This window comes from Streptomyces sp. NPDC001406 (genome assembly GCF_042895285.1).
In the GTDB taxonomy this organism is placed as follows: domain Bacteria; phylum Actinomycetota; class Actinomycetes; order Streptomycetales; family Streptomycetaceae; genus Streptomyces.
This window is the reverse complement of the sequence record NZ_JBIAWG010000013.1, coordinates 25,392-51,309: the sequence shown is the minus strand read 5'-3', so window position 1 is coordinate 51,309 and position 25,918 is coordinate 25,392. Positions and strand designations below refer to the sequence as shown.

28 protein-coding genes are annotated in these 25,918 nt (G+C 69.0%); 12 read left to right on the top strand and 16 right to left on the bottom strand.

What is annotated here, in order from left to right:
* Positions 1–40: 40 nt before the first annotated feature.
* Together ACFY1J_RS29740 and ACFY1J_RS29735 are read right to left on the bottom strand one after the other, a co-directional pair.
* Positions 41–1,081 (bottom strand): hypothetical protein, encoded by a 1,041-nt coding sequence (locus ACFY1J_RS29740; protein WP_390732299.1) that lies wholly within the window; start codon positions 1,079–1,081, stop codon positions 41–43.
* Between the two features lie 7 nt (positions 1,082–1,088).
* Complete coding sequence (locus tag ACFY1J_RS29735) at positions 1,089–1,280, bottom strand: hypothetical protein (RefSeq protein WP_390711194.1); 192 nt, start codon at positions 1,278–1,280, stop codon at positions 1,089–1,091.
* A 156-nt stretch (positions 1,281–1,436) separates the two neighbouring features.
* Here ACFY1J_RS29735 and ACFY1J_RS29730 point away from each other — a divergent pair, with 156 nt between their 5' ends.
* Positions 1,437–2,171, top strand: coding sequence for a rhomboid family intramembrane serine protease (locus tag ACFY1J_RS29730; RefSeq protein ID WP_390732298.1), 735 nt, complete (start codon positions 1,437–1,439; stop codon positions 2,169–2,171).
* 99 nt (positions 2,172–2,270) lie between these two features.
* Here ACFY1J_RS29730 and ACFY1J_RS29725 read toward each other — a convergent pair whose 3' ends face one another.
* From ACFY1J_RS29725 to ACFY1J_RS29685, 9 genes are all read right to left on the bottom strand, one after another.
* Positions 2,271–3,272 carry a zinc-dependent alcohol dehydrogenase family protein gene (locus ACFY1J_RS29725; RefSeq protein ID WP_390711196.1) on the bottom strand — a complete coding sequence of 334 codons (1,002 nt, stop codon included), beginning with the start codon at positions 3,270–3,272 and terminating at the stop codon, positions 2,271–2,273.
* Complete coding sequence (locus ACFY1J_RS29720; RefSeq protein ID WP_390711197.1) at positions 3,269–4,144, bottom strand: carbohydrate ABC transporter permease; 876 nt, start codon at positions 4,142–4,144, stop codon at positions 3,269–3,271. The genes ACFY1J_RS29725 and ACFY1J_RS29720 overlap by 4 nt, the downstream gene beginning before the upstream one ends.
* On the bottom strand, positions 4,141–5,094 hold the full coding sequence (locus tag ACFY1J_RS29715; RefSeq protein WP_390711198.1) for a carbohydrate ABC transporter permease: 954 nt from the start codon (positions 5,092–5,094) through the stop codon (positions 4,141–4,143). The genes ACFY1J_RS29720 and ACFY1J_RS29715 overlap by 4 nt, the downstream gene beginning before the upstream one ends.
* A 94-nt stretch (positions 5,095–5,188) precedes the next feature.
* Positions 5,189–6,556 (bottom strand): ABC transporter substrate-binding protein, encoded by a 1,368-nt coding sequence (locus tag ACFY1J_RS29710; protein WP_390711199.1) that lies wholly within the window; start codon positions 6,554–6,556, stop codon positions 5,189–5,191.
* 122 nt (positions 6,557–6,678) lie between these two features.
* Positions 6,679–7,440, bottom strand: a complete 762-nt coding sequence (locus tag ACFY1J_RS29705; protein ID WP_363295905.1) for a DeoR/GlpR family DNA-binding transcription regulator — start codon at positions 7,438–7,440, stop codon at positions 6,679–6,681.
* A 256-nt stretch (positions 7,441–7,696) separates the two neighbouring features.
* Entirely contained in the window at positions 7,697–7,906 is a 210-nt protein-coding gene (locus ACFY1J_RS29700) for a sugar-binding domain-containing protein (protein WP_390711200.1), read from the bottom strand.
* Positions 7,907–7,919: 13 nt separating this feature from the next.
* A complete protein-coding gene (locus tag ACFY1J_RS29695) occupies positions 7,920–8,315 on the bottom strand; it encodes a hypothetical protein (RefSeq protein ID WP_390711201.1) in 396 nt (131 codons plus the stop codon).
* 9 nt (positions 8,316–8,324) lie between these two features.
* On the bottom strand, positions 8,325–9,014 hold the full coding sequence (locus tag ACFY1J_RS29690; RefSeq protein WP_390711202.1) for a hypothetical protein: 690 nt from the start codon (positions 9,012–9,014) through the stop codon (positions 8,325–8,327).
* 326 nt (positions 9,015–9,340) lie between these two features.
* Entirely contained in the window at positions 9,341–9,688 is a 348-nt protein-coding gene (locus ACFY1J_RS29685) for a hypothetical protein (RefSeq protein ID WP_390732297.1), read from the bottom strand.
* Between the two features lie 737 nt (positions 9,689–10,425).
* Here ACFY1J_RS29685 and ACFY1J_RS29680 point away from each other — a divergent pair.
* Positions 10,426–10,866 (top strand): VOC family protein, encoded by a 441-nt coding sequence (locus ACFY1J_RS29680; protein WP_390711204.1) that lies wholly within the window; start codon positions 10,426–10,428, stop codon positions 10,864–10,866.
* A gap of 549 nt (positions 10,867–11,415) precedes the next feature.
* On the opposite strand, the gene ACFY1J_RS29675 is transcribed toward ACFY1J_RS29680, so the two are convergent.
* The gene (locus tag ACFY1J_RS29675; RefSeq protein ID WP_390711205.1) at positions 11,416–11,781 is read right to left on the bottom strand and encodes a hypothetical protein; all 366 of its coding nucleotides are present in this window, start codon (positions 11,779–11,781) and stop codon (positions 11,416–11,418) included.
* A gap of 136 nt (positions 11,782–11,917) precedes the next feature.
* Here ACFY1J_RS29675 and ACFY1J_RS29670 point away from each other — a divergent pair, with 136 nt between their 5' ends.
* Together ACFY1J_RS29670 and rox are read left to right on the top strand one after the other, a co-directional pair.
* A complete protein-coding gene (locus tag ACFY1J_RS29670) occupies positions 11,918–12,424 on the top strand; it encodes a hypothetical protein (protein WP_390711206.1) in 507 nt (168 codons plus the stop codon).
* A 237-nt stretch (positions 12,425–12,661) separates the two neighbouring features.
* Complete coding sequence (gene rox / locus ACFY1J_RS29665; RefSeq protein ID WP_390711253.1) at positions 12,662–14,089, top strand: rifampin monooxygenase; 1,428 nt, start codon at positions 12,662–12,664, stop codon at positions 14,087–14,089.
* A gap of 100 nt (positions 14,090–14,189) precedes the next feature.
* On the opposite strand, the gene ACFY1J_RS29660 is transcribed toward rox, so the two are convergent.
* Positions 14,190–15,038 (bottom strand): LysR family transcriptional regulator, encoded by an 849-nt coding sequence (locus tag ACFY1J_RS29660; RefSeq protein WP_390711207.1) that lies wholly within the window; start codon positions 15,036–15,038, stop codon positions 14,190–14,192.
* A gap of 105 nt (positions 15,039–15,143) precedes the next feature.
* On the opposite strand from ACFY1J_RS29660, the gene ACFY1J_RS29655 reads away from it, so the two are divergent.
* From ACFY1J_RS29655 to ACFY1J_RS29635, 5 genes are all read left to right on the top strand, one after another.
* Entirely contained in the window at positions 15,144–15,869 is a 726-nt protein-coding gene (locus ACFY1J_RS29655; RefSeq protein WP_390711208.1) for an SDR family oxidoreductase, read from the top strand.
* A 164-nt stretch (positions 15,870–16,033) separates the two neighbouring features.
* Positions 16,034–17,119: a hypothetical protein gene (locus ACFY1J_RS29650; protein ID WP_390711209.1), complete on the top strand. Its 1,086-nt coding sequence runs from the start codon at positions 16,034–16,036 to the stop codon at positions 17,117–17,119.
* Positions 17,116–18,339, top strand: coding sequence for a toxic anion resistance protein (locus ACFY1J_RS29645; protein ID WP_390732296.1), 1,224 nt, complete (start codon positions 17,116–17,118; stop codon positions 18,337–18,339). The genes ACFY1J_RS29650 and ACFY1J_RS29645 overlap by 4 nt, the downstream gene beginning before the upstream one ends.
* Positions 18,336–19,883: a substrate-binding domain-containing protein gene (locus ACFY1J_RS29640; RefSeq protein WP_390711211.1), complete on the top strand. Its 1,548-nt coding sequence runs from the start codon at positions 18,336–18,338 to the stop codon at positions 19,881–19,883. The genes ACFY1J_RS29645 and ACFY1J_RS29640 overlap by 4 nt, the downstream gene beginning before the upstream one ends.
* On the top strand, positions 19,870–20,496 hold the full coding sequence (locus ACFY1J_RS29635) for a hypothetical protein (protein ID WP_390711212.1): 627 nt from the start codon (positions 19,870–19,872) through the stop codon (positions 20,494–20,496). The genes ACFY1J_RS29640 and ACFY1J_RS29635 overlap by 14 nt, the downstream gene beginning before the upstream one ends.
* On the opposite strand, the gene ACFY1J_RS29630 is transcribed toward ACFY1J_RS29635, so the two are convergent.
* A complete protein-coding gene (locus ACFY1J_RS29630; RefSeq protein ID WP_390732295.1) occupies positions 20,486–22,216 on the bottom strand; it encodes an Ig-like domain repeat protein in 1,731 nt (576 codons plus the stop codon). The two genes, ACFY1J_RS29635 and ACFY1J_RS29630, sit on opposite strands and share 11 nt — an antisense overlap.
* A gap of 247 nt (positions 22,217–22,463) precedes the next feature.
* Here ACFY1J_RS29630 and ACFY1J_RS29625 point away from each other — a divergent pair, with 247 nt between their 5' ends.
* A complete protein-coding gene (locus ACFY1J_RS29625; RefSeq protein ID WP_390711214.1) occupies positions 22,464–23,777 on the top strand; it encodes a cytochrome P450 in 1,314 nt (437 codons plus the stop codon).
* Positions 23,778–23,853: 76 nt separating this feature from the next.
* Positions 23,854–24,369 carry a hypothetical protein gene (locus tag ACFY1J_RS29620; protein ID WP_390711215.1) on the top strand — a complete coding sequence of 172 codons (516 nt, stop codon included), beginning with the start codon at positions 23,854–23,856 and terminating at the stop codon, positions 24,367–24,369.
* A gap of 131 nt (positions 24,370–24,500) precedes the next feature.
* On the opposite strand, the gene ACFY1J_RS29615 is transcribed toward ACFY1J_RS29620, so the two are convergent.
* On the bottom strand, positions 24,501–24,695 hold the full coding sequence (locus tag ACFY1J_RS29615) for a hypothetical protein (protein ID WP_390732294.1): 195 nt from the start codon (positions 24,693–24,695) through the stop codon (positions 24,501–24,503).
* Positions 24,696–24,794: 99 nt separating this feature from the next.
* Positions 24,795–25,328 (bottom strand): nucleoside-triphosphatase, encoded by a 534-nt coding sequence (locus ACFY1J_RS29610; protein ID WP_390732293.1) that lies wholly within the window; start codon positions 25,326–25,328, stop codon positions 24,795–24,797.
* A gap of 70 nt (positions 25,329–25,398) precedes the next feature.
* On the opposite strand from ACFY1J_RS29610, the gene ACFY1J_RS29605 reads away from it, so the two are divergent.
* Complete coding sequence (locus ACFY1J_RS29605; RefSeq protein ID WP_390711218.1) at positions 25,399–25,851, top strand: YbhB/YbcL family Raf kinase inhibitor-like protein; 453 nt, start codon at positions 25,399–25,401, stop codon at positions 25,849–25,851.
* Positions 25,852–25,918: the final 67 nt, after the last annotated feature.

The following is a 25,918-nucleotide window of genomic DNA, read 5'->3' as shown; positions in this document are numbered from 1 at the left end:
CCACATGGACTACCCGCCGACCATCTTACTAAGCGCTTGCTCACGCTTGTCCTTGTCGATCGGCGGCCGGCCATGGGGACGCCGCAGACCCGCAGCCTGCCGCAGGGAGCCCGATGTACACGCGCAGCCCTGCGTGAGTGGCCGGAAGCCCGTAAGTGGTCAGGTTCTCGCCGAGGTCACCCGCCGTGTGCCACCAGCCATCGCCGAGGTCGGCGAGGGCATACAAAAGCTGCTGCTGGGGGCGGGGAAGGCTCGCGTACGGAGGGCGGGAATCGGGCAGGGGGACGGGGAACAGGTCCGGCAGGACCGCCTTCGCCTTGAACGCCCTCTGCCACGGGTTGGCGGACGGCAGGCAGGCGGCGACCGCGGCGCGCGAAGTGGGGGAAGGCGGGAGGGCGAGCAGAATGTCGGCGGTGTGGCCGTGGAAGTCGCCCTGGTTGTAGTCGGTCGCGGGTACGGGCGCGGGGGCCGCGGCCGCGGCAGCGAGTTCGGCCACGGCCCGGTCGAGGAGCGGGCCGTCGAGTTCCGCGTCGGCGCTTTTGGCGGTCTGGGCGACAGCGGCGGCCGCCGCCCAGCGCACGAGGCTGTCCTCGGCGTCGAGATCGGTGGCGAGGGTCTTCGCGAGAGCGATCGTGCCGAGGATGCCGACAGCTACGAGCGAGGTGGCCTTGGCGACCGCATCGTATTCGTGTGTGGCAAGGTCGAGCAGGAGAGGCACAGAGGTGTCCGCCAGTTCGGGAAACCAGGCCAGCAGGTAGGCGGTCCGGGTCCGGACCCGGGGGTTCTCATCGTCCAGGAGGGTGAGCAGAGCGGGAAGCTCGGCGAGGACGCAGTCGTACGAACGCATCGAAGAGTCACGGGCGTCGATCGGATTGCCGGCCGCCGCCAACCAGTCCCGGATGCCTTGCACGTTCCGGCGTCGCTGCTCGTCCTGCTCGGTGGCCAGAGCCTCCTCGTACAGGGGGAGGAGGTTGTCGGAGGAGTTCTCGGCGGCCTCCGCGCGCCAAGCGGCGATGTCGGCCCCGTCGATGATCTCGCGCTCCTCGTCCCAGTTGACCGCGAGGCCGGTCAGGAGCCGCAACGCGTGCTCACGCGCCGGCCTCGGGCCGGCGAGAGCGATCCGGGCAAGGAACGGCACCGCGTGCGGAGATGCCTGACAGCGGGTCTCCGCACAGGGCGCGCAGTTGGCCGGGGACATCGTCGGCCGTCCCGTAGGCGTGGTCAAGGTTCGCCCAGTCCACTTCGTCCAGGCCGGCCAGCAGGTTGTCCGCGGTGATCATGGCCGCATGATGTCAGAGCCCTCCGACACCGGTACGAGCACAACTGGGACCTCTCCCCCTCGGTGCGGCTTGCGGCTTGCGGCGGGAGAACGACTGCGCCAGGACTCCCTAGAATTCGCGGCATGCGGATACGGATCCGCCGGGGAGGGAGCTGCCATGGGTGGGGCGGATCAGGATCGGGCGGGCAGGGGGCCGGTCGGGCCTGAGCAGATGATCGCGGAGGCGCGGAAGGCGTTCTTCGTGATGTTCGGGTTCCTTTTGGTCGTCTGGCTGGTGCAGTTGATCAACTATGCCGACCACTACTCCCTCTCACGGGACCACGGCGTGATGTCCGGGGACATGGGCACGCTGCCCGACATACTCATCGCGCCCTTCCTGCATTGGAGTTGGGCGCACATCGAGAGCAACTCCGGGCCTCTGTTCGTCTTCGGATTCCTGGCCGCCTACCGAGGCGTGGTCCGCTTTCTCGGGTTGAGTCTGCTGGTGGCGGTGACCAGCGGGCTCATGGTGTGGTTCCTCGAAGGAAGCGGTGTGGAGACGGTCGGCGCCAGCGGTCTGATCTTCGGGTACTTCGGCTATGTCGTGGTCCGCGGGCTCTTCGACCGGCACCTGATCGACACGCTGATCGGTATCGTCATGGGGGCCTCCTTCGCCTACATGCTCACCGTTGCCGTACCCGGGACGCCGGGGGTGAGCTGGCTCGGGCACCTCGGAGGACTGATCGGCGGTCTGGCCGGAGCCTGGCTTTTCCGGGATCGCCGCTCACGGCCCCGCCCGACCGCCCACTCTGACGGCACCTCTGGGACGGCCGCTCTCCGCGACCCACAGGTACACGCCGACAATCCCCGCGCAGACCTGCACAAGGAACTCGGCGATCTCGGTCTCCTCTAGCCCGGCGCGCGCCTGTCGCGGGTGGGAGGGCGAATGCCGCCACTGCCCGGTTGAGCGAGTGGGCGTGGCGGCCTCTTGTGTTCTGCCTTGCCGGGGTGATCAGGCGCCCAGGCCCGGCTGCACCTGTATCTTGCGGCCCTCGCCGGCCTGGAATCGCTTGAGTGCTTCGCTGTAGGAGGCGAGCGGCAGGCGGTCGCTGATGAAGATCTCCGGGTCCAGCACGCCGGCGGTGAAAAGCTCCGCGGCGCGTTCGAAGCTGTGCAGAACCGCCATCGAACCGGTGATGGTGATCTCCTGGTTGTAGATCCGGTAGGGCTCGATCGTCGCCCGGGCGGCGTAGTCGGAGACGCCGAACTGCAGATAGGTGCCGCCCTTGCCCACCCGGCCCAGGGCGTCCTGGATCGCGTTCTCGTTCCCCGTGGCGTCGATGACGAGATCCCAGCCGCGGGGCATGTCGATCTGGTCTGCGGAGGTCACGGCGTTGCCGCAGCCCAGCGTCCGCGCCGTTTCCAGGCGTGCGGGGTTGATGTCGATGACGTCGACGCCGGCCGCGCCGGTGCGCTTGGCCAGCTCCAGCATCATCAGGCCCATCGTGCCCGAGCCGTAGATGAGCACGTGATTGGCGAGATTGCTGCGCAGGACGTCGTACCCGCGTATCGCGCAGGCCAGCGGTTCGATCAGGGCGGCGTCGTGGGTGGATACGTGGTCGGGCAGGACGACGCAGTTGGCGACCGGTGCTACGGCGTATTCCGCCGCACCGCCTGCGGTCGTGACGCCGATGGCCGCCCAGCGCTCACACAGGTTGTTCCTGCCGAGGCGGCAGTAGTAGCACTCGTTGCAGCTCAGTGAGGGGTCGACGGCGACGCGGGCACCCACGGCCAGTTCGGTGACGTCGCGGCCGACGGCGACCACCTCACCGGCGAACTCGTGGCCGGGAATGATGGGCAGCTCGGGGGCGAATTCACCTTGCAGGATGTGCAGATCCGTGCCGCACAGGCCGCAGGCCGCCACGGCCACGACGACCTCTCGGGGGCCGGGCGTGGGATCCTCCACGGTGACCATCTCGATGGTCCCCTGCTCGGTGATGAGTGCGGCCTTCATTTGACGGCTCCCATGGTCAGACCCTGGACCAGGCGGTCCTGAGCGGCGAATCCGGCGATGAGAACCGGGATGGACACAGCGACGGCCGCGGCACAGACCTTGGCCAGGAACAGACCTTGGCTGGTGACGAAGCTGGTCAGGAAGACCGGCCCGGTCGAAGCCTGGACCCCGGTGAGCACCTGGGCGAACAGCATCTCGTTCCAGCTGAAGATGAAGCAGATCAGTGAGGTGGCGGCGATACCGGGCGCCGCCATCGGGATGATGATCCTTCGGAAGACGGTCGGCAGGCCGGCGCCGTCGATCGCGGCGGCCTCCAGGATCGCCACGGGGATCTCCGCGAGGAAGGACCGCATCATCCATACGGCGATCGGCAGGTTCATGGTCGTGTAGAGGATGACCAGAAGCCAGATGTTGTCCAGCATCCCGAGGTTCTGGGCGGCCAGGTAGATCGGGAGCAGGCCGGCGACTGCGGGCAGCATCTTGGTGGACAGGAAGAAGAACATCACGTCGGACCACTTGCGCACCGGTTTGATCGACAGTGCGTAGGCCGCGGGGATGGACAGCGCGAGGACGAGCAGGGTCGAAAACACGCTTGCGGTCGCGGAGTTGATCAGAGAGGGCCAGGGGCTGGCCCCTGTCGAGGCGCCGAAGAACTCGCGATACCCGTGCAGGGTCAGGTGGGCGGCGAGGGAGGGCGGGTTGGTGGCGGCGTCCGTCTCACTGTGGAAGGAGGTCAGGACCATCCACGCGAACGGCGCGAAGAAGAGCAGGCCTACGGACCAGCCGGCCAGTCCTATGACGGACTTGGAGTGGTGCCTGACGAAGGGGTCGCGCTGCCGGCGGGACCGGGGCCGGGCAAGGGTGGTGCTCATGAGGTCTTCTCCTCCCGCAGGAGCGTCGACACCGTGCGCAGTGCGAAGGTGGCCACCACGATGGTGCCCAGCACGACGATGACGCCGGCTGCGGAGGCACGACCGTAGTCATGTGCCTGATAGAAGGTCTGGTAGATGGTGTAGGGAAGGTTCGCGGTACCGAGCCCGCCCGAGGTGATGGTGAAGACCGCGTCGAAGTTCTGCACGATGTAGATGGACCCGAGCAGTGCCGCCAGCTCCAGGTATCGGCGCAGGTGCGGCAGGGTCAGATGGCGGAATATCTGGAAGGCGTTGGCGCCGTCGACCCGGGCGGCCTCGATGATCTCCAGTGGGCGGCTCTGCAGTCCGGCGAGCAGGATCAGCATCATGAAGGGCGTCCACTGCCAGATCAGGGAGACGGCAACGGCGGCCAGGGGTGAGGAGCTGATCCAGTCGGGCTGTGGCGGGTTGTCCGAGCCGAACAGTGACCAGATCCAGGTCAGGGCGCCGTTGAGGAGGCCGTACTCGGGGTTGTAGAGCGCATGCTTCCACAGCAGTGCGGCCGCGACGGGCACGACGAGGAACGGGGCGATCATCATGGTCCGTACCGCTCCGCGCCCGCGGAACCTGTGGTCGAGCAGGAGCGCCACACCCAGGCCGAGCAGCAGGCTCAGCAGCACCACACCGGCGGTGAGCCACACCGTAGTGATCACCGAGGCGCGCATGTCCGGGTCGTTGAACACCAGTTTGTAGTTGGCGAACCCGGCCCAGCCGCGCTCCTCGGGCCGCAGCGCGTCCCAGTTCATGAAGGAGATCACCAGTGTGGCGGCGAACGGCAGCTGGGTGACGATCACCATGTACACCAGCGCCGGCATCATCGGGGCGCGCCTGGCCCATGCCCTTGCGCGGCCCGACCGTTGACGAGATACCGCGGCCGCATGTGGCCCGGCGGGACGTCTTGCTTTCTGCATCAGGGCACTACTCACTTGTGTCTCTCCGCTCCGTGGGGCCCCCTTGCCCCTGTGCGAGGGGAAGGGGGCCGCACAAGGGGCATGGGGATTGCGGTCAGTTGTTCTGGTACTTGGAGGCGACCTGCTCGGCCAGCTTCTGTCCCTTGTCGAGGGCCTGCTTGACCGACTGGCGTCCGGCGATCGCGGCGGACACTTCCTGGGTGACCTTGGTGCCCAGGTCCTGGAACTCGGGAATGGTCACGTACTGCACGCCGACCGTGGGGCGAGGCTGTGTCCCGGGGTTCTTCGGGTCGGCCTCGCTGATGGCGGTCAAAGTGGCCTGGTAGAAGGGCGCCGCGGCTTTCTGGTAGTTCGGGTTGTCGTAGGTCGACTTGCGCTTGCCGGCCGGGACCCGGGACCAGCCGAGCTTCTCACCGACGAGCTTCTCGTAGTCCTGGCTCGCGGCCCACTGGACGAACTCGGCACCGGCATCCTGGTGCTTGCCCGCCTTCGGCTGGGCAAGGGCCCAGGTCCACAGCCATCCGGAGGCCTTGGTGTCGGTCACCGGCGCCTGCGCGTAGCCGACCTTGCCGGCGACGGGCGAACTGGGGTCCTCCAGCAGGCCCGCTGCCGATGTGGCGTCCATCCACATGGCGGTCTTGGACTGCGTGAAGTTGTTGAGGCACTCGGCGAATCCGGCCTGCGGGGCGCCGGCCTCGCCGTGCTTGCGGACGAGATCGACGTAGTCCTCGGTCGCCTTGGTGAAGCCTTCGCCGTTGACCTGGGCCTTCCAGTCCTTGGTGAACCAGGTGCCGCCCTCGGTGTTGACCACAGTGGTCAGGGCGGCTCCGAGCTCACCCCAACCCGGCTTGCCCCGCAGGCAGATGCCCTTCATACCCTTCTCGGCGCCATCCGCCTTGGCGGCCAGGTCGGCGACCTGCTTCCAGGTCGGACGGTCCGGCATGGTCAGGTGCTTGGCGTCGAAGATGTCCTTGCGATACATCAGGAAGGAGGACTCGCCGTAGAAGGGCTCGGCGTAGAGCTTGCCGTCCCCGCCGCGCAGCCCGTCCGTCATGGACGCGAAGACATCGTCCTGCTTGAAGGAGGCGTCCTTCGCGACCGTGTTGTCCAGTGGTGACAGCCAGCCGTTCTTGGCCCACAGCGGGACCTCATAGGCGCCGACCGTGACCACGTCATAGCCGCCCGCCTGCGTTGCGACATCCTGCGTGATCTTGTCCCGCACCTCGTTCTCCGGCAGGACGGTGAAGTTGACCTTGATGCCTGTCTTCTTGGTGAACTGATCCCTGGTCAGCTTCTGGAGGTCGAGCATCTGAGGGTTGTTGACCATGAGCACGTTCACGGTCTTGTCACCGTCGCCCCCGCCACTGCCTCCCGCACCGGCGCAGCCGGCGAGCAGGGCGGTGCAGGTGAGGCCGGTCAGGGCCGCCGTCGTCAGTCTGGCCCTGGTGGGTCTGTAGTGCATGGGAGCACCTTTCTTGGGGGGAGAACAACGAGCTGGGAACGGGGTCTTACGCCGAGGAATGACGGCGTGCTTGAAAGAGCCGGCGAGGGAAAACCCTCGGGCTTGGCGGCTCGGGCAGGAACTCAGACCCGGATTACGTTGGGTCCGTGCAAGGAGTAGCGGTGAGCTTCGGCAACCGGCAGGCCGGTGTCTGTGATGATGGTTTCGAAGTCGCCGATCTTGGCGAATCGACAGAAGCTCTGCGCTCCGAATTTCGTGTGGATTCCGACGAGTATCCGACGATGGGAACTGCGGATCGCTTGAGCTTTGACGTCGGCCACCACCGGGTCGGGTGTGGTGAGGCCGGCGTCGCGGGAAATGCCGTTGGCTCCCAGGATCGCCAGGTCGATGACGAAGCTGGACAGCATCTGGTTGGTCCAGGATCCGACGGTGGCCAGGGTGCGGCCGCGGACCTTGCCGCCGAGCAGCAACACCGTGGCCTGGGAGGCTTCCGCCACCGCAGCGGCGGTGGGCAGGGAGGCGGTGACCACGGTCAGATTCCGGTCGGAGGGCAGCAGGTCGGCGATGAGGCGGTGGGTGTAGCCCTCGTCGATGAACACGGTCTCCGCCTCGCCGAACAGGTGCACGGCAGCGGCGGCGATACGGCGCTTGTCCTCCACATGGTGAGTCTCACGCTGGGCCAGCGAGGTCTCGAACCCGGCGCTTTCCACCGGGTAGGCACCGCCGTGGCTCCGGCGGACCAGACCGCCTCGCGCGAGTTCGTTCAGATCCCTGCGGATCGTCTCCGGCGCCACCCGGAAATCGGCGGCCAGGGCGGACACCTCCACTCTTCCGCTGCGGCGGGCGAGAGCCAGGATCCGATGCTGTCGCTCTTCGGCTTTCACGCGCAAGCACCTCCCTGGTGTTCCCGTTCGGGCGAACATGGCCCGTCTGTTTCGGCCATGGATTTATATCGCCGTAGTTCACCAGGTGAGACGCCCGTTCCTTCATGGATGTTGCCCGATTGGGTGTGGGCGCGGGACGGGATTCCTGCAGGTCATCGCAGTGCAAATGGCATGATCGGCGTCTCCTGCCAACCGAATCGGGTGGCAGCGGTGCCCGAATCCACGACAGCCCCGAGCCGGACGACGCTCGGCCGGGTCATCCGAGGCGGCAGTCGGCGACGGCGGTATCGATGACGATGCGGTCGAAGAGGCCGGTCTTCAGGGCTGCGGCGGCGGTGGCGGCCCGCTTTGCACCGTCGGCCGGAAGGATCACCGCGGGAATGCGGCGCAGCCGGTCGAAGCCGGTGGTGATCGACCGTTCGGTCAGTTCCGGGCCGCCGACCCGGCCGTGGTCAGGCAGCTCCACATGGAGCACCCTGTCAGGGCAGCGCCCGCTGAAGATCCACCAGCATGCTCTGGGCCAGCTCGGCCGCTCCGCTTCCCACGCCGGCCGCGGCCCCGGTGACCGCTCCGGCGGCGATGGCGGACAGCGCGTTCCTGATACGGGACACCAAGACGCGCAGGCGCCCCGCGTCGGGCTGCCCGTTCGCCACCTCGTCAAGGACCGCCTCGGCGTCCTGACGTACCGTCCCCTCACCCTCGGGGGAAAGCCCCAGGCGCTCCAGACCCGTCAGCAGCGCTCGCATCGTCTCCGCCAACTGCGGCACGGGCTCGCCACCCGCGACGTACTGGTGCTGCACCACATCACGGTTGCCGATGGCGAACTGGCTTCCGGTGACCGGCCCGAAGAACTGCGGCCCGCCCATCCCGGTCATCGTGCCTCCTCAGGCAACGTCGAGGGTGTCCAACTGGAGCCGTGCGGACTTGAGTTGTTCGGCCGCGGCCGATGTCTTCTTGCCGGCCGGCGAGTCCTGCGGGTACCTGGACTCGTGCAGCACGGCGATGATGCCGTCCAGAGCCGCCCCGATACGAGCCCGGTCGAGGGACGTGCCACCCAGTTCATGGTTGATCGCCGCGACCGTTCGCCTGATCTCGTCCTCCGCCGTGCTGCCGAGCTGCATTTCGGGGAGTTCGGCTTCGAGCATGGCCATGGCAGACCGTACCCCTTGACAAGCAGCCTTGATCTGCCGTTCCGTAGGGGCCGATGCAAATTGCTGGTGCGCGGATTGAACATCCGCCTCAGGCACGCCCGTTCGCCGCTGCCAGCTCGGGAAGTTCGCACGCAGGAATGCGTCCCGATCAGCCATGAGTTCTTCGCGGAACTTGCTGGCCGCTTCCTCGATTTCGCTCTTGAAATCCGTCTGCGTCCGCGTCAGCGTTTGCGTGACGTCCCTGTTGTTGATGGCCCAGATGGTGTTGTCCGCCGAGCCGTGGATGGTGATGTTCACGGACCCGCCCGGCGAAGCCGATTCGATCCGAGGCTGGTCGAAGCGGGGCTCGGGCCACCGCGTCGCGGCCTCCTGCCGCAGCGCCTCTTGACGCCCGCCCGGAACCTCACGCGCGTGGGTGTCCATGGACGACGGCTCGCGTGACCTGCCCTTGGGCGCCGACACGTGCCGCGTCACGCCTCGCCACGTCGGCTGTTCGATACGTGCCGTCTGCGTCTGCCGTGTCCGAGACACTTGCATGATGACATCCCCCGTTCCGCACCACGTCCCTAAAGCGTAGTGGCGCAGTCGGGAGGGGCAATCCTTTTTCAACGAATGTGACGTGTCGAATAATTACCGACCAGCAAATAGCACTTCCTTGTCGACATCATCTCTCGACACTCGGACACCAGATTCCCCAATACCCCGATCAACAGACTTGCCGACGTCCGCCATCAGCGGCGGGCAAGCAGTCAGCAAACCCAAGAACCGGGGAGGTCCGCACGGATGACCTCAAGGTCGCCAACCACGCACCCGCGTGCGTGGACCCAGCAGTGGTCCTGCAGGCCGTCCCGGCGCAGCAATCGGCCAGGGGCCGCATACCAGCGTACGGGTGAGCCCTCCTCGCTCGCCCACATCGCATGGTCAGGCAGTTCGACCCGGGCGTAGCGAGCGTGGAGGCGCGGCACCAGCGCGTCCGGTAGCTCGCAGGCGTCGTACAGGGTGTCGTCTCCGAAGAGCGACTCGCTCAGCACCATCTCGACCCACGCCAGGGACATCCGGTCGAGGAAGGGCATCCAGCCCTGGTGCGATTCCACCACCACCGGAGGGTCGTCCTCCTCGATCTGAGCGAGGGGAATCGCCCACGACGCGCAATCCTGGTTCTCGCGGCGGAAGACCAGGACGCCACCCAGGGCATCAACTCGTCCAGGGAGCAGCCGTCTTCGGACTGCAGGGGGCAGCCGATCCACTCACCAGCGAACCAGCGCACGAAGTCCCAGGCCTCCGAGCGGCCGGTCACGCCGCCTCCCAGTACCACCGACACGTCAGGACCATCCAGCATGCCGAGGAGGCTACGCTCGCCGGGCCCGGACCCTCACGTCGGAACCAGTGTGAGTAGGTGGGGGGTGGGGAACGGCAAAACATCTCCAGTCCCGAGCCGGCTGCCGGGGCCTGTACGACCCACCCCCCATGGCCGCGAGTCCCTCACGATCTCCGTCCGGCCCATCACACCGCACCGTATCCCCCGCCACTGACAACACAGCCGGTCCGGCGGCGGCCGGCGCGCACCTGGAGGTCACGTCGACTTCAAGACCGCTTCAGGAGAGAGGGTCGGACGTCCCGCCGGTGACCCGGCGCTTCTCCGACCGAGTGAGCAGGCACGGATATGGCTGCCAGCCACCCTTGTTGACCGCGGCTGACCCCTGCATCTGGCAGCGAAGATATCCAAGCGAAGGCGTCTGCTGTTCGGATAGTCAGCGAAGATCCACCGATGAGTTCCGCCGGCCGGGCCGGTCTACCGGACGTACGTCATCGAGACGCCGACTGGAGACCCACCATGACCAAACCCGCACACCCCGGCCGCATGCTGTTCGTGAACATCCCCGTAGCTGACCTCGAACGCAGCAAAGCATTCTTCGCTGATCTCGGGTTTGGTTTCAACCCGAACTTCACCGACGAGACCTCCGCCTGCATGCTGGTCGGCGAGCACGCCTTCGTCATGCTGCTCAGCCGTGAGAAGTTCGCGAAGTTCGCGAAGCTGCCGATGGCCGATCCCACCACGCACACGCTGGCGCTGTACTGCTTCAGCGTGTCATCCCGCGATGAGGTCGATACGGTCAGCGCCGCTGCGCTCGCGGCGGGCGGCTCCGAGGCGGATGGCGCCGAGGACTACGGCTTCATGTACTCACGCAGCTTCTTCGACCTCGACGGCCATGGCTGGCAGGTCATGTGGATGGACCCGGCGGCCGCGGAGCAGGACACCGACGCCCCGGCCTGACCCACCACCGCACAAGGCACGTGCGCCGTTGTCGTGCCGTACGGGCAGCAGCGAGCCGCTTCGGCAAGATCATCGGGTAGGTAGTCGTGGTCGTAGGCCTTGTGTACGACCACGACGTACCACTCGCCCACCAACTGTGTTGGTGCTGAGCGGGGCTATGCACAAGGCCCTTCACCTGCGTTCATGGCGCAATGGCTTGGGCTCCGAGGAATACTGCGAGGGCCAGGCCGGCGACGGCGATGCCGGCGGCCGTGGGCCGTGGGCCGTGGGCCGTGGGCCGTCGCAGAGGAAACCGTCGCGGCAGGACGAGGATCAATAGCGCGCTGATCCATGCGGCGGACACCAGCCAGGGCAGCCATGCCTCCGCTCGGTCCATCACCCGGTAACAGTGCTCGGCTCGTGGTCCGGTGACGCCGAAGCAGACCGAAGACGGAGCACCCTCCAGGACCACGCGACGTGGCTGTGTCCCTGCCCCTCGCTCCCCCCTCTGCCGAGAAACTGTCCGTGGACGGTGTCCGAGAGGATCCGGACCAACTTGCTGCACCCGCTTCAGGAGGGCGGGCAGCCGAACCAGTGCACCGTGCCGTTGCTGGAGGTGTAGCCCATGCACCTGACGGTGCTGTCGTGCAGGGTCTCGGTCCGGGCAACGCCTTCGTCCAGATGCTCGGACTTGTAGTAGGTCTCCACGAGGGTGTCGATCTCGATGGTGTACCAGCGGCGCTTGTTGTTCGGGATGCTGCAGTTGTGGCCGATCACGTCGGTGCCGGGCCCCCCGTGCCACATGTCCCGTTCGGCGCGGTCGCAGTACGCCCTGCCGGTGGCGTTGGCGGTGCCGGCACCGGTGCCGAGCAGGGCCGTCGCGCCCATGACCACCGCCGCAGCAGCGCCGAGCAGGCGCTTCAGAGTGAGATTCATCGATTGGTCCTCCTGCCAGCCGTGGTGACGGTCGGGAGTCCCCACGTCACCTTAAGGTGATGATCACACTTATCCGGGATATCCGGCCCGGCAGCCGACGGCGCAGTCCCCCGACCCGGTGACGTCGGTGCTGCCAATGCAGCAGGCCGCGCATGTGCTGCGCGACCATCGGCTGGTGGCCGTCAAGGCCGTGTGGGACGCCCTGCGCCCGCTCGGACTGGGATTGATCGACGCGGAACGGGTGGTCCACTCGCGATACGAGGTCCTCGGCGATCGCGTGAGGCGCACACAGCCCGATCCGCTCGACGTCACCTCACTCGCAGCCCGTGCTGCCGCCCACCCGGGCAGTGTGGCCGCGATCGAGGCTCTCTGGGACGGCGACACCGTCCACGACTGGTTCGTGCTCCTGGTCTCGGTCCTGGAGGACCCGTCAGGGCAAGGCCACCTGGCGACCGTCTACCACCGCGCCCGGGCCCCCGCCGGCGCGGGCCGCCCACAGGGCAGGACGGGCCTGGCCCACTACCTCGGCGTGCCGTTCCACTTCGCCTCCCCGGACGTCCCTGACGACGAGGCACCGCGATGGCGGACAGTCCAGCGTCTGCCTGAAGACCCGTCACCAAAAGCGCAAGCGGATCTCGGGTAGACCCACGGGGGGTTCCGACCAGGAACAAGCCCCAGGTGTGTTCGGCAAAGGGCAAAAGCAAAGGCAAGGAGGTCACCCACTCCTTGCCACTCTCAACGTATAGCGCACAGGGGGCCTTGCGGCAAGGCCCCGGTCGTGCTGCACAATCTCCGGCCGAAGCCAGAACCTGCGGAAATCCGGGCTCCGTGACGCGCTTGCAGGCACGCGCCGCGAAGCCTTGTTGAAATGGGGGACTTGATGATCGACGTGATCATTGCCGGTGGCGGACCGACCGGCTTGATGCTGGCCGGAGAGCTGCGGCTGCACGGCGTGAAGGTGCTCTTGCTGGAGAAGGAGTCGGAGCCGGCCCCATATGTCCGGGCGCTGGGCCTGCACGTGCGCAGCATCGAGGTGATGGATCAGCGCGGTCTGCTGGAGCGGTTCCTCGCGCACGGCAAGCAGTACGGGGTCGGCGGCTTCTTCGCCGGTATGGTCAAGCCCGCGCCCGAACGGCTGGACACCCTGCATGGCTACGTCCTCGGCATCCCGCAGACGATCACCGATCGCCTGCTGGCCGAGCACGCCGTCGCCGTCGGCGCCGAGATCCGGCGCGGCTGCGAGCTGGTCGGGCTGAGCCAGGACGAGGACGGGGTGAGTGTCGAGCTGGCCGACGGCGAGCAGCTGCGCTCGCGCTACCTCGTCGGCTGCGACGGCGGCCGCAGCACGGTGCGCAAGCTGCTCGGCGTCGGCTTCCCCGGCGAGCCGACCAAGGTCGAGACGCTGCTGGGCGAGATGGAGGTGGCCGTACCTCCGGAGGAGGTCGCCGCCGTGGTGGCCGAGGTCCGCGAGACTCACAAGCGGTTCGGTCTCGGGCCCTTCGGGGAGGGCGTGTACCGCGTCGTCGTACCCGCCGAGGGGCTGGCCGAGGACCGCTCGGTCCCACCGACCCTCGATGAGTTCAAGCAACGGCTGCGGGTGTTCGCGGGCACCGACTTCGGGGTGCACTCACCGCGCTGGCTGTCCCGCTTCGGTGATGCCACCCGGCTGGCCGAACGCTACCGGGTCGGCCGGGTGCTGCTGGCCGGCGACGCGGCGCACATCCACCCGCCGACCGGCGGGCAGGGGCTCAACCTCGGCATCCAGGACGCGTTCAACCTCGGCTGGAAACTGGCCGCCGAGGTGAGCGGCTGGGCACCAAAGGGGCTGCTGGACAGCTACCACGCCGAACGGCACCCGGTGGCCGCCGACGTGCTGGCCAACACCCGCGCGCAGATGGAGCTGCTGTCCCCCGAGCCGGGTCCCCAGGCAGTGCGCCGACTGCTGTCGGAACTGATGGACTTCGAGGAGGTGAACCGGTACCTGATCGAGAAGATCACTGCGATCGGGGTCCGCTACGACGTCGGCGAGGGCCATGACCTGCTCGGTCGGCGCATGCGGGACGTGGAGCTGAAGCGGGGGCGCCTGTACGCGCTGATGCACGGCGGCCGCGGACTACTGCTGGACCAGACCGGGCGGCTCTCGGTGGCGGGCTGGGCGGATCGCGTCGACCACGTCGTCGACGTCAGCGAGGACCTGGACGTGCCGGCGGTACTGCTCCGGCCGGACGGCCACGTGGCGTGGGTCGGCGAGGATCAGCAGGATCTGCTCGGCCGGCTGCCCCAGTGGTTCGGCGCCGCCGTCCGCTGAGCGCGTGCATGTCACTCCTGACCTGCCCCACGGTTTGCGGCTGCGCCGGGACGGCCTCCGCCCGGCGAGCCGGCGGCGGAGCACTGCCGGCGTTGCCCTGTCAAAGACGTGACGCGGTTCGGACGAGGCCGGCGACCGCTCTCGACCGGCTGTGCGGGGGCCATGCGATCACCGTCGTGACCGTCGGCGCGTCCCGTACCGGCACGGCGGCGACGTCGGCCCGCAGGTGGGCCCGGGACGACTCCGGCGCGATCGCGCAGGCCCGGCCGAGCGCGACCAACTGGAGCAACTGCGTGTGGTCGCGAACCTGGGGACCGGGGCCGTCCGGGTACGTACCGTCGGGGCGGGGCCAGCGCGGCAGGGGCAGGCCGGGCAGCTCGGCGACGTCGGCCATGCGCAGGTGTGTCCGGCCGGTGAGGGGATGCCCGGCCGGCAGGACCACGACCTGTCCCTCCGTGCACAGCTCTTCGGTGTCGAACCCGGTCGTCGAGTCGAACGGCCGGTGCAGCACCGCCACGTCGGCCCGGCCGTCGCGCAGCAGCCGTTCTTGCTGGCCGGGCCCGCACAGGAGCACATCGACGGTGACGGCATCGGGTTCGGCGGCGTAGGCGTCGAGCAGTTTCGCCAGTAGTTCGCTGGACGCGCCGGCCTTCATGGCAAGGACCACTTCGGCGTGGCCGGTCGCGGCCAGGGCAGCGCGGCGCGTGCGACGCTCGGCGGCCTCGACGGCGTCCAGCGCCGCCCGGGCCTCCCGAAGGAGCACCAGCCCGGCCTCGGTCAGGGTGACCGCGCGGCTGGTGCGTTCCAGCAGCGTCGCCCCGAGGCGCCGTTCCAGCTGGCGGATCGCCCGCGACAGCGGGGGCTGCGCCATCCCGAGCCGCTGCGCGGCCCTCCCGAAGTGCAGCTCCTCTGCGACGGCGACGAAGTACCGCAATTCCCGCGTCTCCACGCCGCAATGCTATCCGGCCGCCGACCGGGATCGATACCCGTGCGGTATCGCCGCCCACCCAATGGGTGTTGGACGCTCCGGCGGGGCCCGGAAACGATGGGACGTATGACTGAACAGACGATCGCGCTGGTGACCGGCGCGAACAAGGGCATCGGGTACGAGATCGCGGCCGGTCTGGGCGCTCTCGGCTGGGCCGTCGGTGTCGGCGCCCGGAACGAGGAGCGTCGCGAGGCCGCTGTCGCCAAGCTGCGTGCGGCCGGGGTCGACGCGTTCGGCGTCCCGCTCGACGTGACCGACGACGCGAGTGTGGCCGCCGCGGCCGCCCAGATCGAGGACCGGGCCGGACGCCTCGACGTACTCGTCAACAACGCCGGGATCACCGGCGGCGCACCGCAGATGCCCACCACGGTCGACCTCGCGAGGGTGCGGGCGGCCGTGGAGACCAATGTGGTCGGCGTCATCCGCGTCACGAACGCGATGCTGCCGTTGCTGCGCCGCTCGGCGTCGCCGCGCATCGTGAACATGTCCAGCAGCGTCGGCTCCCTCACCCTGCAGAGCACTCCGGGCGCCGAAACGGGCCCGATCGCCGTCGCCTACGCGCCGTCAAAGACGTTCCTCAACGCCGTCACGGTCCAGTACGCCAAGGAACTGCACGACACCAACATCCTCATCAACTCCGCCTGCCCCGGCTTCACGGCGACCGACCTCAACAACTTTCGCGGTGTCCGCACCCCGGAACAGGGCGCGGCGATCGCGATCCGTCTCGCGACCCTGCCCGACGACGGCCCGACCGGCCGGTTCTTCGACGACGCGGGGGAGGTGCCTTGGTGACCGCTCGACACGCCTCCCACTGACGGTGCGCGGCGGCGGCAGCCACTGCTCCGTCGCCCAACCGCCGGAGGCACTTCTTCCGGTTGCATACCGGGAACGGTCGGTCACCTTCTGTTCACCCGAGGAACCGGGGAACGTGGAATTCCGGGAGCACGCTCCCCGGCGTGAGACGAATCGCGGGAATAGTCCTCGCGGTCCTGCTGATCGGTGGCGTGGTGGCCGCCGTCGTCGCGGGGCGGCATGGTGAGGACAAGGGCACGGCAACGAAGACCGTGCGTGGAGTGATCGGATCGGAGAAGGCCGAGTTCTTCGCCGATCCCGACGTGGTGAAGGCCCTCGCCGCCAAGGGCTTCACCGTGAAGACGGAGGCGTCCGGGTCCTGGGCCATGGAGGGCCTGAACCTCAAGGGGTACGACTTCGCGTTCCCCTCCAGCAAGGCGCCCGCCGACCAGCTGGCCGCCAAGTACCACGTGCAGGAGCCGCTGCCCCGGCCGTTCTACTCGCCCCTCGTGGTCGTGGCCCATCGCAGCGCGGCCGACGTGCTCACGGCCAACGGCCTCGCCGTGCTCGACGGGAAGAGCCGGGGCACCCTGAAGATGGGCGCGTATCTCGATGCCGCCCGGCACAACCGCACCTGGCAGCAGCTCAAGGGGGCCTCCGCCCATGGCGAGTTGACCGGCACCCTGTACATCGCGAGCACCGATCCGGAGTCCTCCAACTCGGGTGCGCTGTACCTCGCCGCCGCGTCCTATGTGGCGAACGGCGGCAAGGTGGCCGCGGGCAAGGCGGACGTAGACCGCACCGCACCCCTGCTGCACCAGCTGGTCAGCGTGCAGGGCGCCCAGCAGTCCAGCTCGGACGCGGTCTTCCGGGACTTCATCAGCGGCGCCGGAAATCCGCTGGTGCTCGTGTACGAGTCGCAGGTCGCCTCGCTGCTCGCCGAACAGCAGCCCAGCTCGGACGCAGACGACCTCGTGGTGCTCTACCCGGACACCACGGTCAACAGCGACCACACCGTCGTACCGCTCGACGTGAACGGCCGGGCGCTCGGGGAGCTCCTCAGCACCGACCCGGCCCTGCGCAAGCTCGCCGTCCGGCATGGATTCCGGCCGCAGGGCGACGCCGCCGAGTTCGTCGCGGCCACCGCAAGCCGCACCGCCTACCTCAACCAGAAGCTGACCGGCGTCCGGCAGGCGCCCGTGCCCACCTCCGCGGTGCTGCACGAGATGGCCCGCCGGGCGCGCGGATGACGGGGGATCTGCAAGTGACCAGCAAGGACAACGAGTTCACGCTCAAACCGCCCAGTGACAGCGAGTTCACCCTCACCCCGCCCGAGGCCGTCACGCCCGTGCCGCGGGACAGGGCCGGCGGACTCGTGCCCGTCGAGGACAGCGTCCGTACGGACATGGCACGCAAGGCCACCGCCTATGTCGAGGGACTCGCCCAACTCGACGCCCGTTCCCCCGAGTTCGCGGGCAAGGTCGGGGAGATCACCGCTCTTGGCTCCGGTGAGATGCGCACCGCCACCGCCCAGTCCAACCGCATGCTGGAGCGGGCCGTGCACAGCCTGCCCGACAAGGGCGGGGACGCCCAGTCGAAGGTCGCCGGCTCGCTGGTGGAACTGCGCCGGGTCGTCGAGGACCTGGACCCGCGCGACCTGCCCGCGAGCAAGGGCCGCAAGTTCCTCTCCAAGCTGCCCGGCGGCAACAGGCTGCGCGACCATGTCGCCAAGTACGCCTCCGCGCAGGGCACCCTCAACAAGATCGTGGGCTCGCTGCGCGGCGGGCAGGACGAACTGCGCCGGGACAACGCCGCGTTGCAGACCGAGCGGATCCGGCTGTGGGAGACCATGGGCAAGCTCCAGGAGTACGTGGTCCTCACCCAGGCCCTCGACACGGCCGTCGAGCAGCACATCTCCGGCGTCGGGACGGGCGACCCCGAGGCCGCCGACACGCTCCGCGCCGATGTGCTCTTCCCGGTCCGGCAGAAGCACCAGGACCTGCTCACCCAGCTCGCGGTGTGCGCACAGGGCTACCTCGCGATGGATGTCGTACGCCGCAACAACGACGAGCTGATCAAGGGCGTCGAGCGGGCCGCCACGACCACCGTCTCGGCCCTGCGCATCTCCGTGATGCTGGCCTCCGCGCTCGACAACCAGAAGAAGGTCGTCGAGCAGGTCAACGCCCTGCGCGGCACCACCGAGGACCTCATCCGCGGCAACGCGGAAATGCTCGCCACGCAGAGCGGCGAGATCCAGCGCATCGCCGCCGATCCGGCCGTGGGCGCGGAGACGCTGCGCTCGGCGTTCCAGCAGATCTACCGCACCCTCGACGCCATCGACACCTACAAGGTGCAGGCGACGGAGGCGATGGCCTCGACGGTCCAGTCGCTGACGGACGAGCTGCAGAACGCGAGCGCGTACCTGGAGCGCAGCCGGTCGCAGGGCGCGCTGGAGGGCGGACTCGCATGACGAGACGGACCACCCGCGCACTCGCGCTGCTCGCCACGACCGCCGCTCTTTTGACCGCCTGCACGGCCGAGGAGCACAGCCAGGACGACTCCACCGCGCCCAGCCCCGGCACGCTGCGGATCCTCGCCTCCAGCGAACTCAGCGACATGACGGCCGTCTTCGACCGTGTCCGCAAGGACACCGGCGTCACCATCCGGCCCACCTACATGGGCACCCTGGACGCCGTGGATCTGGTCGCCAAGGGCAAGGCCGACGGGGCGTACGACGCGCTGTGGCTGTCCTCGGACGACTATCTGCGGCTGCGCCCCGACGCGGCGAAGAAGGTGGTCTCCGAGACGCCGGTCATGTCCAGCCCGGTCGCCATCGGCGTCAGGAACGCCACCGTCCAGGCCCTCGGCTGGAAGCCCGAACAGGTCACCTGGTCGCAGATCGAGCAGGCCGTGCAGGACGGGAAGCTGACCTACGGCATGACCGACCCGGCCCGCTCCAACTCCGGCTTCTCCACCCTCGTCTCGGTCGCATCGGCCCTGTCCGGCGCCCAGTCCGCGCTGACGGACGCGGACGTCGCCAAGGCCACGCCGAGGCTGAAGAAGTTCTTCCGGGGCCAGAAGCTGACGTCGGGTTCGTCGGGCTGGCTGGCCACGGCGTACAAACGGCGCGGCAACGTCGACGCCCTGCTCAACTACGAGTCCGTCCTCAAGGGCATTCCGGGCCTGACGGTGATCCGTCCCAAGGACGGCGTCGTGACCGCCGACTATCCGCTGTCCTCGCTCACCGCGAGCGACGCCCGTACTCGCGAGGACGTCCGCAAGGTGGCGGACGACCTGCGCACCGGCGCCGTGCAGAAGCTCATCACCGACACCACCCACCGCCGCCCGGTCGTCGCCTCGGTGGCGCCCGCATCCGGCCTGGACACCGGCCGACGGCGCGAACTGCCCTTCCCCGGCAGCCGTTCCGTCGCCGACGGACTTCTCGACTCCTACGAGAACGAGCTGCGCCGCCCCTCGCGCACGGTGTACGTCCTCGACACCTCCGGCTCGATGGAGGGCGACCGGCTCGGGGCGCTGAAGAAGGCGCTGACCGACCTCACCGGCGACTTCCACGACCGCGAGGAGGTCACGCTGATGCCGTTCGGCTCGGACGTGAAGAGCGTGCGGACGCACGTCGTGGACCCCAAGGACCCGAAGGCCGGCCTCGACGCCATCCGGCGGGACACCGACGCTCTCGACGCCGACGGCGACACCGCGATCTACACCTCGCTGGAGAAGGCCTACGACCATCTCGGCGCCGACCGCGACACGTTCACCTCGATCGTGCTGATGACCGACGGCGAGAACACCACCGGCGCCAAGGCCGGGGACTTCGACGGCTTCTACCGCCGGCTCACCGGCACCCGGCGGGACATCCCCGTCTTCCCGATCGTCTTCGGCGACTCCGACCGCTCCGAGCTGGACCATATCGCCGACCTGACCGGCGGCCGCCTCTTCGACGCCCAAACGGGCTCGCTGGACGGCGCCTTCGAGGAGATCCGTGGCTACCAGTAAGGTCCTCGGCTATCTCGAATCCCGCAAGAACCTCGCGGGCGGCGCCTGTGGCCTGCTCGGCCTGGTGCTGACCTTCACCGGGGTCGCGGGCCCGTACTGGCCCGTCGTGGTGGCCGGGCTCTACGGCGCGGGCGCGCTGATCGCCCCGCCGGAGCGGCCGGCCCTGCCCGACTTCCCGAGCCCGTCGGCGCAACTGGACGCGGTGCGCGAGGACTTCGCGAAGCTCGGCGGCTATCTCGCCGATGTCGACCTGCCGTCGGCACCGCGCACCCGGCTCACCGAACTGACCGATGTGCTGGGCGCGCTGCTGGAGCCGGGCTGGGTCGCCGAGGTGCTCGCCCAGGACCCCGAGGCCGTGCACGCCCTGTCCCGGGCCGTACGGCAGGACGTCCCCGAGGCCGTCGACACCTTCGTACGCACCCGGTGGTGGACCCGGCTGGCACCGGGGGCCGAACCGCCCGAGCGGCATCTTGAGCGGCAGCTGGATCTGCTGCGGCAGGAGGCCGAGCGGCTGGCGGCGGAGCTCGGGGAGACCGAGGCCCGCCGCCAGGAGTCCCACACCCGGTACCTGGAGGACCGGGGCGGGAACCGGAACGGCGAACTCAGCGCGTGACGTTGACGGTCGCCGACGCCGTCGAGCCGGTGTGCAGGTCGTCGCCCGGCCAGCTGACGGTGTAGGTCACCGAACGCCGGGTGCGCGGCAGGTCGTCGATGGTGAACGTGCCGTCGGCGGCGACGGTCACCGACGACAGGGTGCCGGTGCCGAGCCGGTCCGTGCGCTGGACGGTGAGCGTGGCCCGCTCGGAAAGTGTCTTGCCCTGGGCGGTGAACGTGCCGGTGATGTGGACGCCGCCGCTCATCGTGGCCTGCGCGGGAGCGGTCAGGGCGATCGAGCCGGCTGCCTTGCCGACCGTCACGGTGTGGGTGAGGTCGGTGGCGGGGCGGTGGGTCAGGTCACCGAGGAAGGAGACGGTGTACGTGGCCTCCCCGACCAGGTCGGGCTCGTCGAGGACGGTGAACGTGCCGTCGTCCTTGACGGTGGCGGTGCCGAGCTGGTGGGTGCCGGTCGCGTCCTTGCGTACGGCGGTCACCTTCAGCGGCTCGGCGGGCGCGGGCCCGTCCCACTCCAGTCGGCCGCGCACGGCCAGCGGCTCGCCCGCGACCGCCTGGGCGGGGCTGTGGGTGAGGTCGCCGGTGAAGCGGGTGTCGTACTGGGCGGCCGGGGGCTGGATGACATGCAGCCAGTACTCGGTGCCGCCGGCGCTCTGGGTGATCGCGAAGAGCCGCGCGCCGTCCTGGGACCAGGCCAGGCCCCGCGGGGTGACCGAGCCGCCGTCGAGACTGCCCTCGAAGGCGAACTCCAGCGGCGGCGTGGCGTCCGTCGGGTCGGCGCTCTGCACCAGGAGGTCGGGGGTGCTGCCGGTGGCCTGGGCGCCGCGGGCGAGGTACTTCCCGTCACCGCTGAAGGCGACCGCGGTGGCGTTGGCGCCGGCGGGCAGCGCCTGGTACTGGTCCGGCGCGTTCGACAGGTCTCCGGCGTTCAGCAGCCGGGTACCGGCGGTGGCGTCGGCCACGGCGACCTTGCTGCCGTCGGCGTTCGCCGCCATGTCCTTCAGGTCGAGGGCGCCCTTGCCGTCGGTGTCCGCGAACCGGCGCGAGGCGTTCCGTACCGGGGTGGTGCCGCTGACGTCGAACGAGGCGAGGAACGGGTCCGCGGCGCCGCTCTCCTTGGGCTGGCCCATGAGGAGACGGTTCTGCCCACGGGCACCGGGGGCCAGCTGGAGCCGGCCTACGTCGTTCCAGCCGGTCCGGGAGACCGTGCCGTTCGTGAGCATGTCGAGGCCCGTCGAGGCCGTGGCGCACTGGTAGGGCTGGAAGACATAGGCGTCCGTGCTCCACACCGTGCCGCCGGCGAAGGCGAGTTGGCGGCCGCAGGTGTCGTAGGCGGCACCGTACGCGCCGTTCTGCTGGAGCGTGTCGGTGTCGTACGTGACGACGCGGCCGCGCTCGCCGACGTACAGCGTCGTGGAGTCCTCGCTGAGGGCCAGGCCCGAGACCGTGTTCTCGTGCTGGAACGAGGTGACCTTCTGGCCCTGGAAGTTGTAGACCAGCACGGTGCCGACGTACTGGCCTTCGTGCTGGTCGGCGATGTAGATGCGCTGGTGCACGGAGTCGACGGCCAGTCCCGAGTACGACGAGATCGGCAGCTTGGCCACGGCGTCCTCGGCCGCCGCGTGTGCCGCGGGCGCCGCCGCGACGCTCAGGCCGGTCCCGGCGAGTACGGCGGTGAGCAGTGTGGCCGCGAGACGTCTGGATCGGTGTGCTGTATTCAACTGTGCCCCCCACAGGCTTGGTTGGGCACCTCACTGGTGTCGGTGAGACGCCCGTGAAGACCATGGAACAGGGGTGAAGATCCACCGGGCAAGGGGGCGCGCGGCGCCGGGCCCGCACCGAGCCCGCACCGGGCCCCGCAACGGCTCGCGTCTCGGTGAAGCGTTACCAATCGGGCCATACTCGTTCATATAGCATCAAGACGAAGCAAATGTTGCGGGCAGATCACAGCGCAGCTCGGGAGGCATCATGAGTCAGCGGCCGGTCCCTCTCCCCTACACCGACCCGGCCTTCGTCGCGGATCCCTTCCCGTTCTACCGGCAGCTGCGCGAGGCGGGCTCGGTGCGGTGCGCCATCCTTGCCGGTGGTCTGGAAGCCTGGCTGGTCACGCGCTACGAAGACGGTCTCGCGGCGCTGTCTGACCCGCGGCTGAGCAGCGACGTCCGGGACGCGTCGGACCCACGTCTCGTGCAGCAGCTGCCTACCGCTGAGCGCGAATCCTTCCTGCGCAACATGCTCCGCGCCGACCCACCCGATCACACCCGGCTGCGCCGCCTGGTCTCGAAGGCGTTCACCGCGCGCAGGGTGGCCGAGCTGCGGCCCCGCGTTCAGGCGATCGCCGACGGCCTGCTCGACACGGTCGTACCGGCCGGCCACGCGGACCTCGTCGAGGACTTCGCACTGCCGCTTCCGGTCACGGTGATCAGTGAGCTCCTCGGGGTGCCGGTGGCGGACCGGCACGACTTCCAGCGCTGGACCGACGACATGACCAGGCGCGCCGTGGAACCGCCGGACCCGGCCGTGGTGGACGGAGCGTGGCGGCACATGCGCTCGTACCTCACCAAGCTCCTGGAGGCCAAACGAGCCCGGCCGGGCGACGACCTGCTCAGCGCGTTGATCGTCGCCCGTGACGAGGAGCAGCGGCTGGACGAGGAGGAGCTCATCGCCATGGCGTTCCTGCTGCTGGTGGCGGGATACATCACCACGGTCAACCTGATCGGCGGTGGCATCGCCGCACTGCTCGCCCACCCCGACCAGCTGCGGATGCTGCGGGACGACCCGGCGCTGGTGCCGGACGCGATCGAGGAGTTCCTCCGCTACGACGGGCCGGTCAACCCCGGCATCGCCCGGTTCGCGCGCGAGGACATCGAGATCGCGGGCGTGACGATCCCGCGCGGAGCGACCGTACTGATCGCCTCGGCCATCGCCGACCGCGATCCGGAGCGGTTCCCCGATCCCGATCGTCTGGACATCGGCCGCCGGGACAACGCGCACCTCGCGTTCGGGCACGGCATCCACTACTGCCTGGGGGCACCGCTGGCCCGGCTGGAGGGGCAGGTCGCCATCGCCACCGTCCTGCGCCGTATCCCCCATCTGGAGTTGGCCGTGCCGCCCGGCGAACTCCGCTGGCGGCCGGGCGGCCTGCGCGGCCCCGAGCACCTGCCCGTCACCTTCACCCCAGGCGGCCCGGCTCCGGCCTCCACGACCCTTACACCCCCTGCGGGAGCGACCGTCGACACCGCCACCCCACAACCCGTGCCGCCCTCTGGCGGACACGCGTAGACCTCGGGCACCATCTCCCTGCACCGCCTGCACAGCCGCTCCAGAGGAAGCACGGCCAACCGCAGGAAGGGTCCCCATGAAGGCCACCCGGATCACGAAAACCCGCGCCGCCCTGACCGCACTCACCCTCGTCGTAGCGCCCGGCGTCGCCGTCCTCGGCACCGCCACCGATGCCTTCGCCGTCACCAAGATCAGCCACGCCACCGCCACCCAGATGTTCCGCCAGGTCGGCATCACATGGTCGTCCTCCGGCAACTGCTCCGACCGCAACGACCCGACGTGTACGTCCTTCGAGCAGCTCAACCTCGCCACCGCCCAGGGCGCCCAGACCCTCAAGCGCGCCAGCGGCTGCGCCCTCAACATCACCGGCGGCACCGAAACCGGTCACGCCTCGGGCACGTACTCCCACTGGAACGGCTACAAGCTCGACTACAGCAAGTACACCTGCGTCGGGAACTACATCAAGAACAACTTCACCTACATCGGCCTGCGCGGAGACGGCGCGCCGCAGTGGCGCTCCGGTTCCGGCAACATCTACGCCGACGAGGGCAACCACTGGGACGTCCTCTACTACAACTGCGGCGGCTGCTGACCGGCCCGTGCCCACTGCCGGTCGTCCCTGCCGTGACGGTCGCCCCTGCCGTGGCTGGGGCCGCCGTCACGGCGGTGGCGTCACGAACACCGCAGCCCGATGGGGGGCTGCCCCCTCGGCGCGGAGCGGGACTACATGTCATGCGACGGAACACGGGCGGCGAGCTCCGCCGCGAAGTGCCGGGCCTGCGCGCCCCAGTCATGGTCCATCGTGCCGAAATGCTGCAGCACCTCAACCAGTTGGTACGCCTCGGGCTCCGTCAGCAAGGGCAGCCGGGGCTCGATGCGGTCCGGCAGGTCGGAGACATCAGCCAGTAGATCATCCATACCCCACTCAACCGGCCATCCGAGCAGGGGTTACGGGCTGACATGGCAGACATGGCAGACATGGAAAATGGAAATCCCGGCCGCCGTGGTGGGCCCGCGTCATGGCCCTTCAAGCCGTGCTGCCAGTTCCCCGGGCAGGGAGTCCCGATGGGACCGGGTCACCTGGACGAGGGCGATGTCAGGGCGCCGTTTGAGGGCGTCGGTGAACGGGTCGCTGTGCGCGTGCACCGTGGCGACGACGTCGATGTCGGAGTCGAACAGGACCCCGACCGTGTCCCGGAACGCGTCGCATGCCAGCTCCATTCGCCCGAGCTCGTCGATCAGCACAAGATCTCCAGGAGCAGGATCCGATGCCGCTGACCTGAGCGGCGGCAGCGCGAGCCGCTCCAGGACGCCCAGATCGACGCCGTATCGTCCCACCCGCGGTGGTCCCGGGAAGTCGACGTGGGCGAACACGGCTCGCAGACCGCCCTCCAGCGTTTCCAGCGCGAAGCCGCTCCTGGTACCGCCGTGCCGGATCTCCTCCGTCGTGAAGCCGACGGCCCTACGGGTGCGCAGTAGCGCGGCCAGCCGACGGACAACGGTCGTCTTGCCCGTGCCCGGGCGTCCCTCGAGCAGGATTCTCGTCGGCATACTCGGCCAATGGGGTGTTTGGCCTGCCCGGGCTGTTGCCGGCCAAGCTGTTGCGGGTAGGGCCGCGCGCATGACTGGAATTGAGTTCACCAGCGCGGCATTCGGCGACCATACGGCAATCCCTCGCCACCACAGCGGGGAAGGCGACGACGTCTCGCCACCATTGACCTGGTCGGGGGTACCAGAGGGAACATCGGAGTTGGTTCTGCTCTGCGAGGACCCTGATGCCCCGAGCGGCACGTTCCTGCACTGGCTGGTCACCGGTATCGATCCGGGGAGTACGGGTACGGCGGAGGGGGAGCCGCCTCCCGGCGGCCAGGAGTGGCCCAACGGTTTCGGCCGGATGGGCTGGGGCGGTCCGATGCCTCCACCCGGGCACGGAGTGCACCGCTACTTCTTCCGCCTGTGGGCCCTGTCGGAGGCACTCCCCCTGCACGGCCGGCCGACGGCCGACGCGGTACATCGCGCCGTGAAGGGCAGAGAGCTGGCGAGCGGCACGCTGATGGGCACGTACCAACGCTGACCGCCGCCGCCGGCAAGGCACTGGTCTCGCCACTCGGTAGTCGGCTCGACCGTGCGCGGGACCCCGA

Excerpts from the sequence above, each read along its gene's own strand:
- ACFY1J_RS29730 (WP_390732298.1), top strand. The coding sequence starts at position 1,437 with ATGGGTGGGGCGGATCAGGATCGGGCGGGCAGGGGGCCGGTCGGGCCT.
- ACFY1J_RS29605 (WP_390711218.1), top strand. The coding sequence starts at position 25,399 with ATGACTGGAATTGAGTTCACCAGCGCGGCATTCGGCGACCATACGGCA.
- ACFY1J_RS29720 (WP_390711197.1), bottom strand. The coding sequence starts at position 4,144 with ATGAGCACCACCCTTGCCCGGCCCCGGTCCCGCCGGCAGCGCGACCCC.
- ACFY1J_RS29680 (WP_390711204.1), top strand. The coding sequence starts at position 10,426 with ATGACCAAACCCGCACACCCCGGCCGCATGCTGTTCGTGAACATCCCC.
- ACFY1J_RS29615 (WP_390732294.1), bottom strand. The coding sequence starts at position 24,695 with ATGGATGATCTACTGGCTGATGTCTCCGACCTGCCGGACCGCATCGAG.
- ACFY1J_RS29655 (WP_390711208.1), top strand. The coding sequence starts at position 15,144 with ATGACTGAACAGACGATCGCGCTGGTGACCGGCGCGAACAAGGGCATC.
- ACFY1J_RS29645 (WP_390732296.1), top strand. The coding sequence starts at position 17,116 with ATGACGGGGGATCTGCAAGTGACCAGCAAGGACAACGAGTTCACGCTC.
- ACFY1J_RS29725 (WP_390711196.1), bottom strand. The coding sequence starts at position 3,272 with ATGAAGGCCGCACTCATCACCGAGCAGGGGACCATCGAGATGGTCACC.
- ACFY1J_RS29695 (WP_390711201.1), bottom strand. The coding sequence starts at position 8,315 with ATGACCGGGATGGGCGGGCCGCAGTTCTTCGGGCCGGTCACCGGAAGC.
- rox (WP_390711253.1), top strand. The coding sequence starts at position 12,662 with ATGATCGACGTGATCATTGCCGGTGGCGGACCGACCGGCTTGATGCTG.
- ACFY1J_RS29710 (WP_390711199.1), bottom strand. The coding sequence starts at position 6,556 with ATGCACTACAGACCCACCAGGGCCAGACTGACGACGGCGGCCCTGACC.
- ACFY1J_RS29690 (WP_390711202.1), bottom strand. The coding sequence starts at position 9,014 with ATGGACACCCACGCGCGTGAGGTTCCGGGCGGGCGTCAAGAGGCGCTG.
- ACFY1J_RS29735 (WP_390711194.1), bottom strand. The coding sequence starts at position 1,280 with ATGATCACCGCGGACAACCTGCTGGCCGGCCTGGACGAAGTGGACTGG.
- ACFY1J_RS29675 (WP_390711205.1), bottom strand. The coding sequence starts at position 11,781 with ATGAATCTCACTCTGAAGCGCCTGCTCGGCGCTGCTGCGGCGGTGGTC.
- ACFY1J_RS29625 (WP_390711214.1), top strand. The coding sequence starts at position 22,464 with ATGAGTCAGCGGCCGGTCCCTCTCCCCTACACCGACCCGGCCTTCGTC.
- ACFY1J_RS29620 (WP_390711215.1), top strand. The coding sequence starts at position 23,854 with ATGAAGGCCACCCGGATCACGAAAACCCGCGCCGCCCTGACCGCACTC.
- ACFY1J_RS29610 (WP_390732293.1), bottom strand. The coding sequence starts at position 25,328 with ATGCCGACGAGAATCCTGCTCGAGGGACGCCCGGGCACGGGCAAGACG.
- ACFY1J_RS29715 (WP_390711198.1), bottom strand. The coding sequence starts at position 5,094 with ATGCAGAAAGCAAGACGTCCCGCCGGGCCACATGCGGCCGCGGTATCT.
- ACFY1J_RS29640 (WP_390711211.1), top strand. The coding sequence starts at position 18,336 with ATGACGAGACGGACCACCCGCGCACTCGCGCTGCTCGCCACGACCGCC.
- ACFY1J_RS29670 (WP_390711206.1), top strand. The coding sequence starts at position 11,918 with ATGCAGCAGGCCGCGCATGTGCTGCGCGACCATCGGCTGGTGGCCGTC.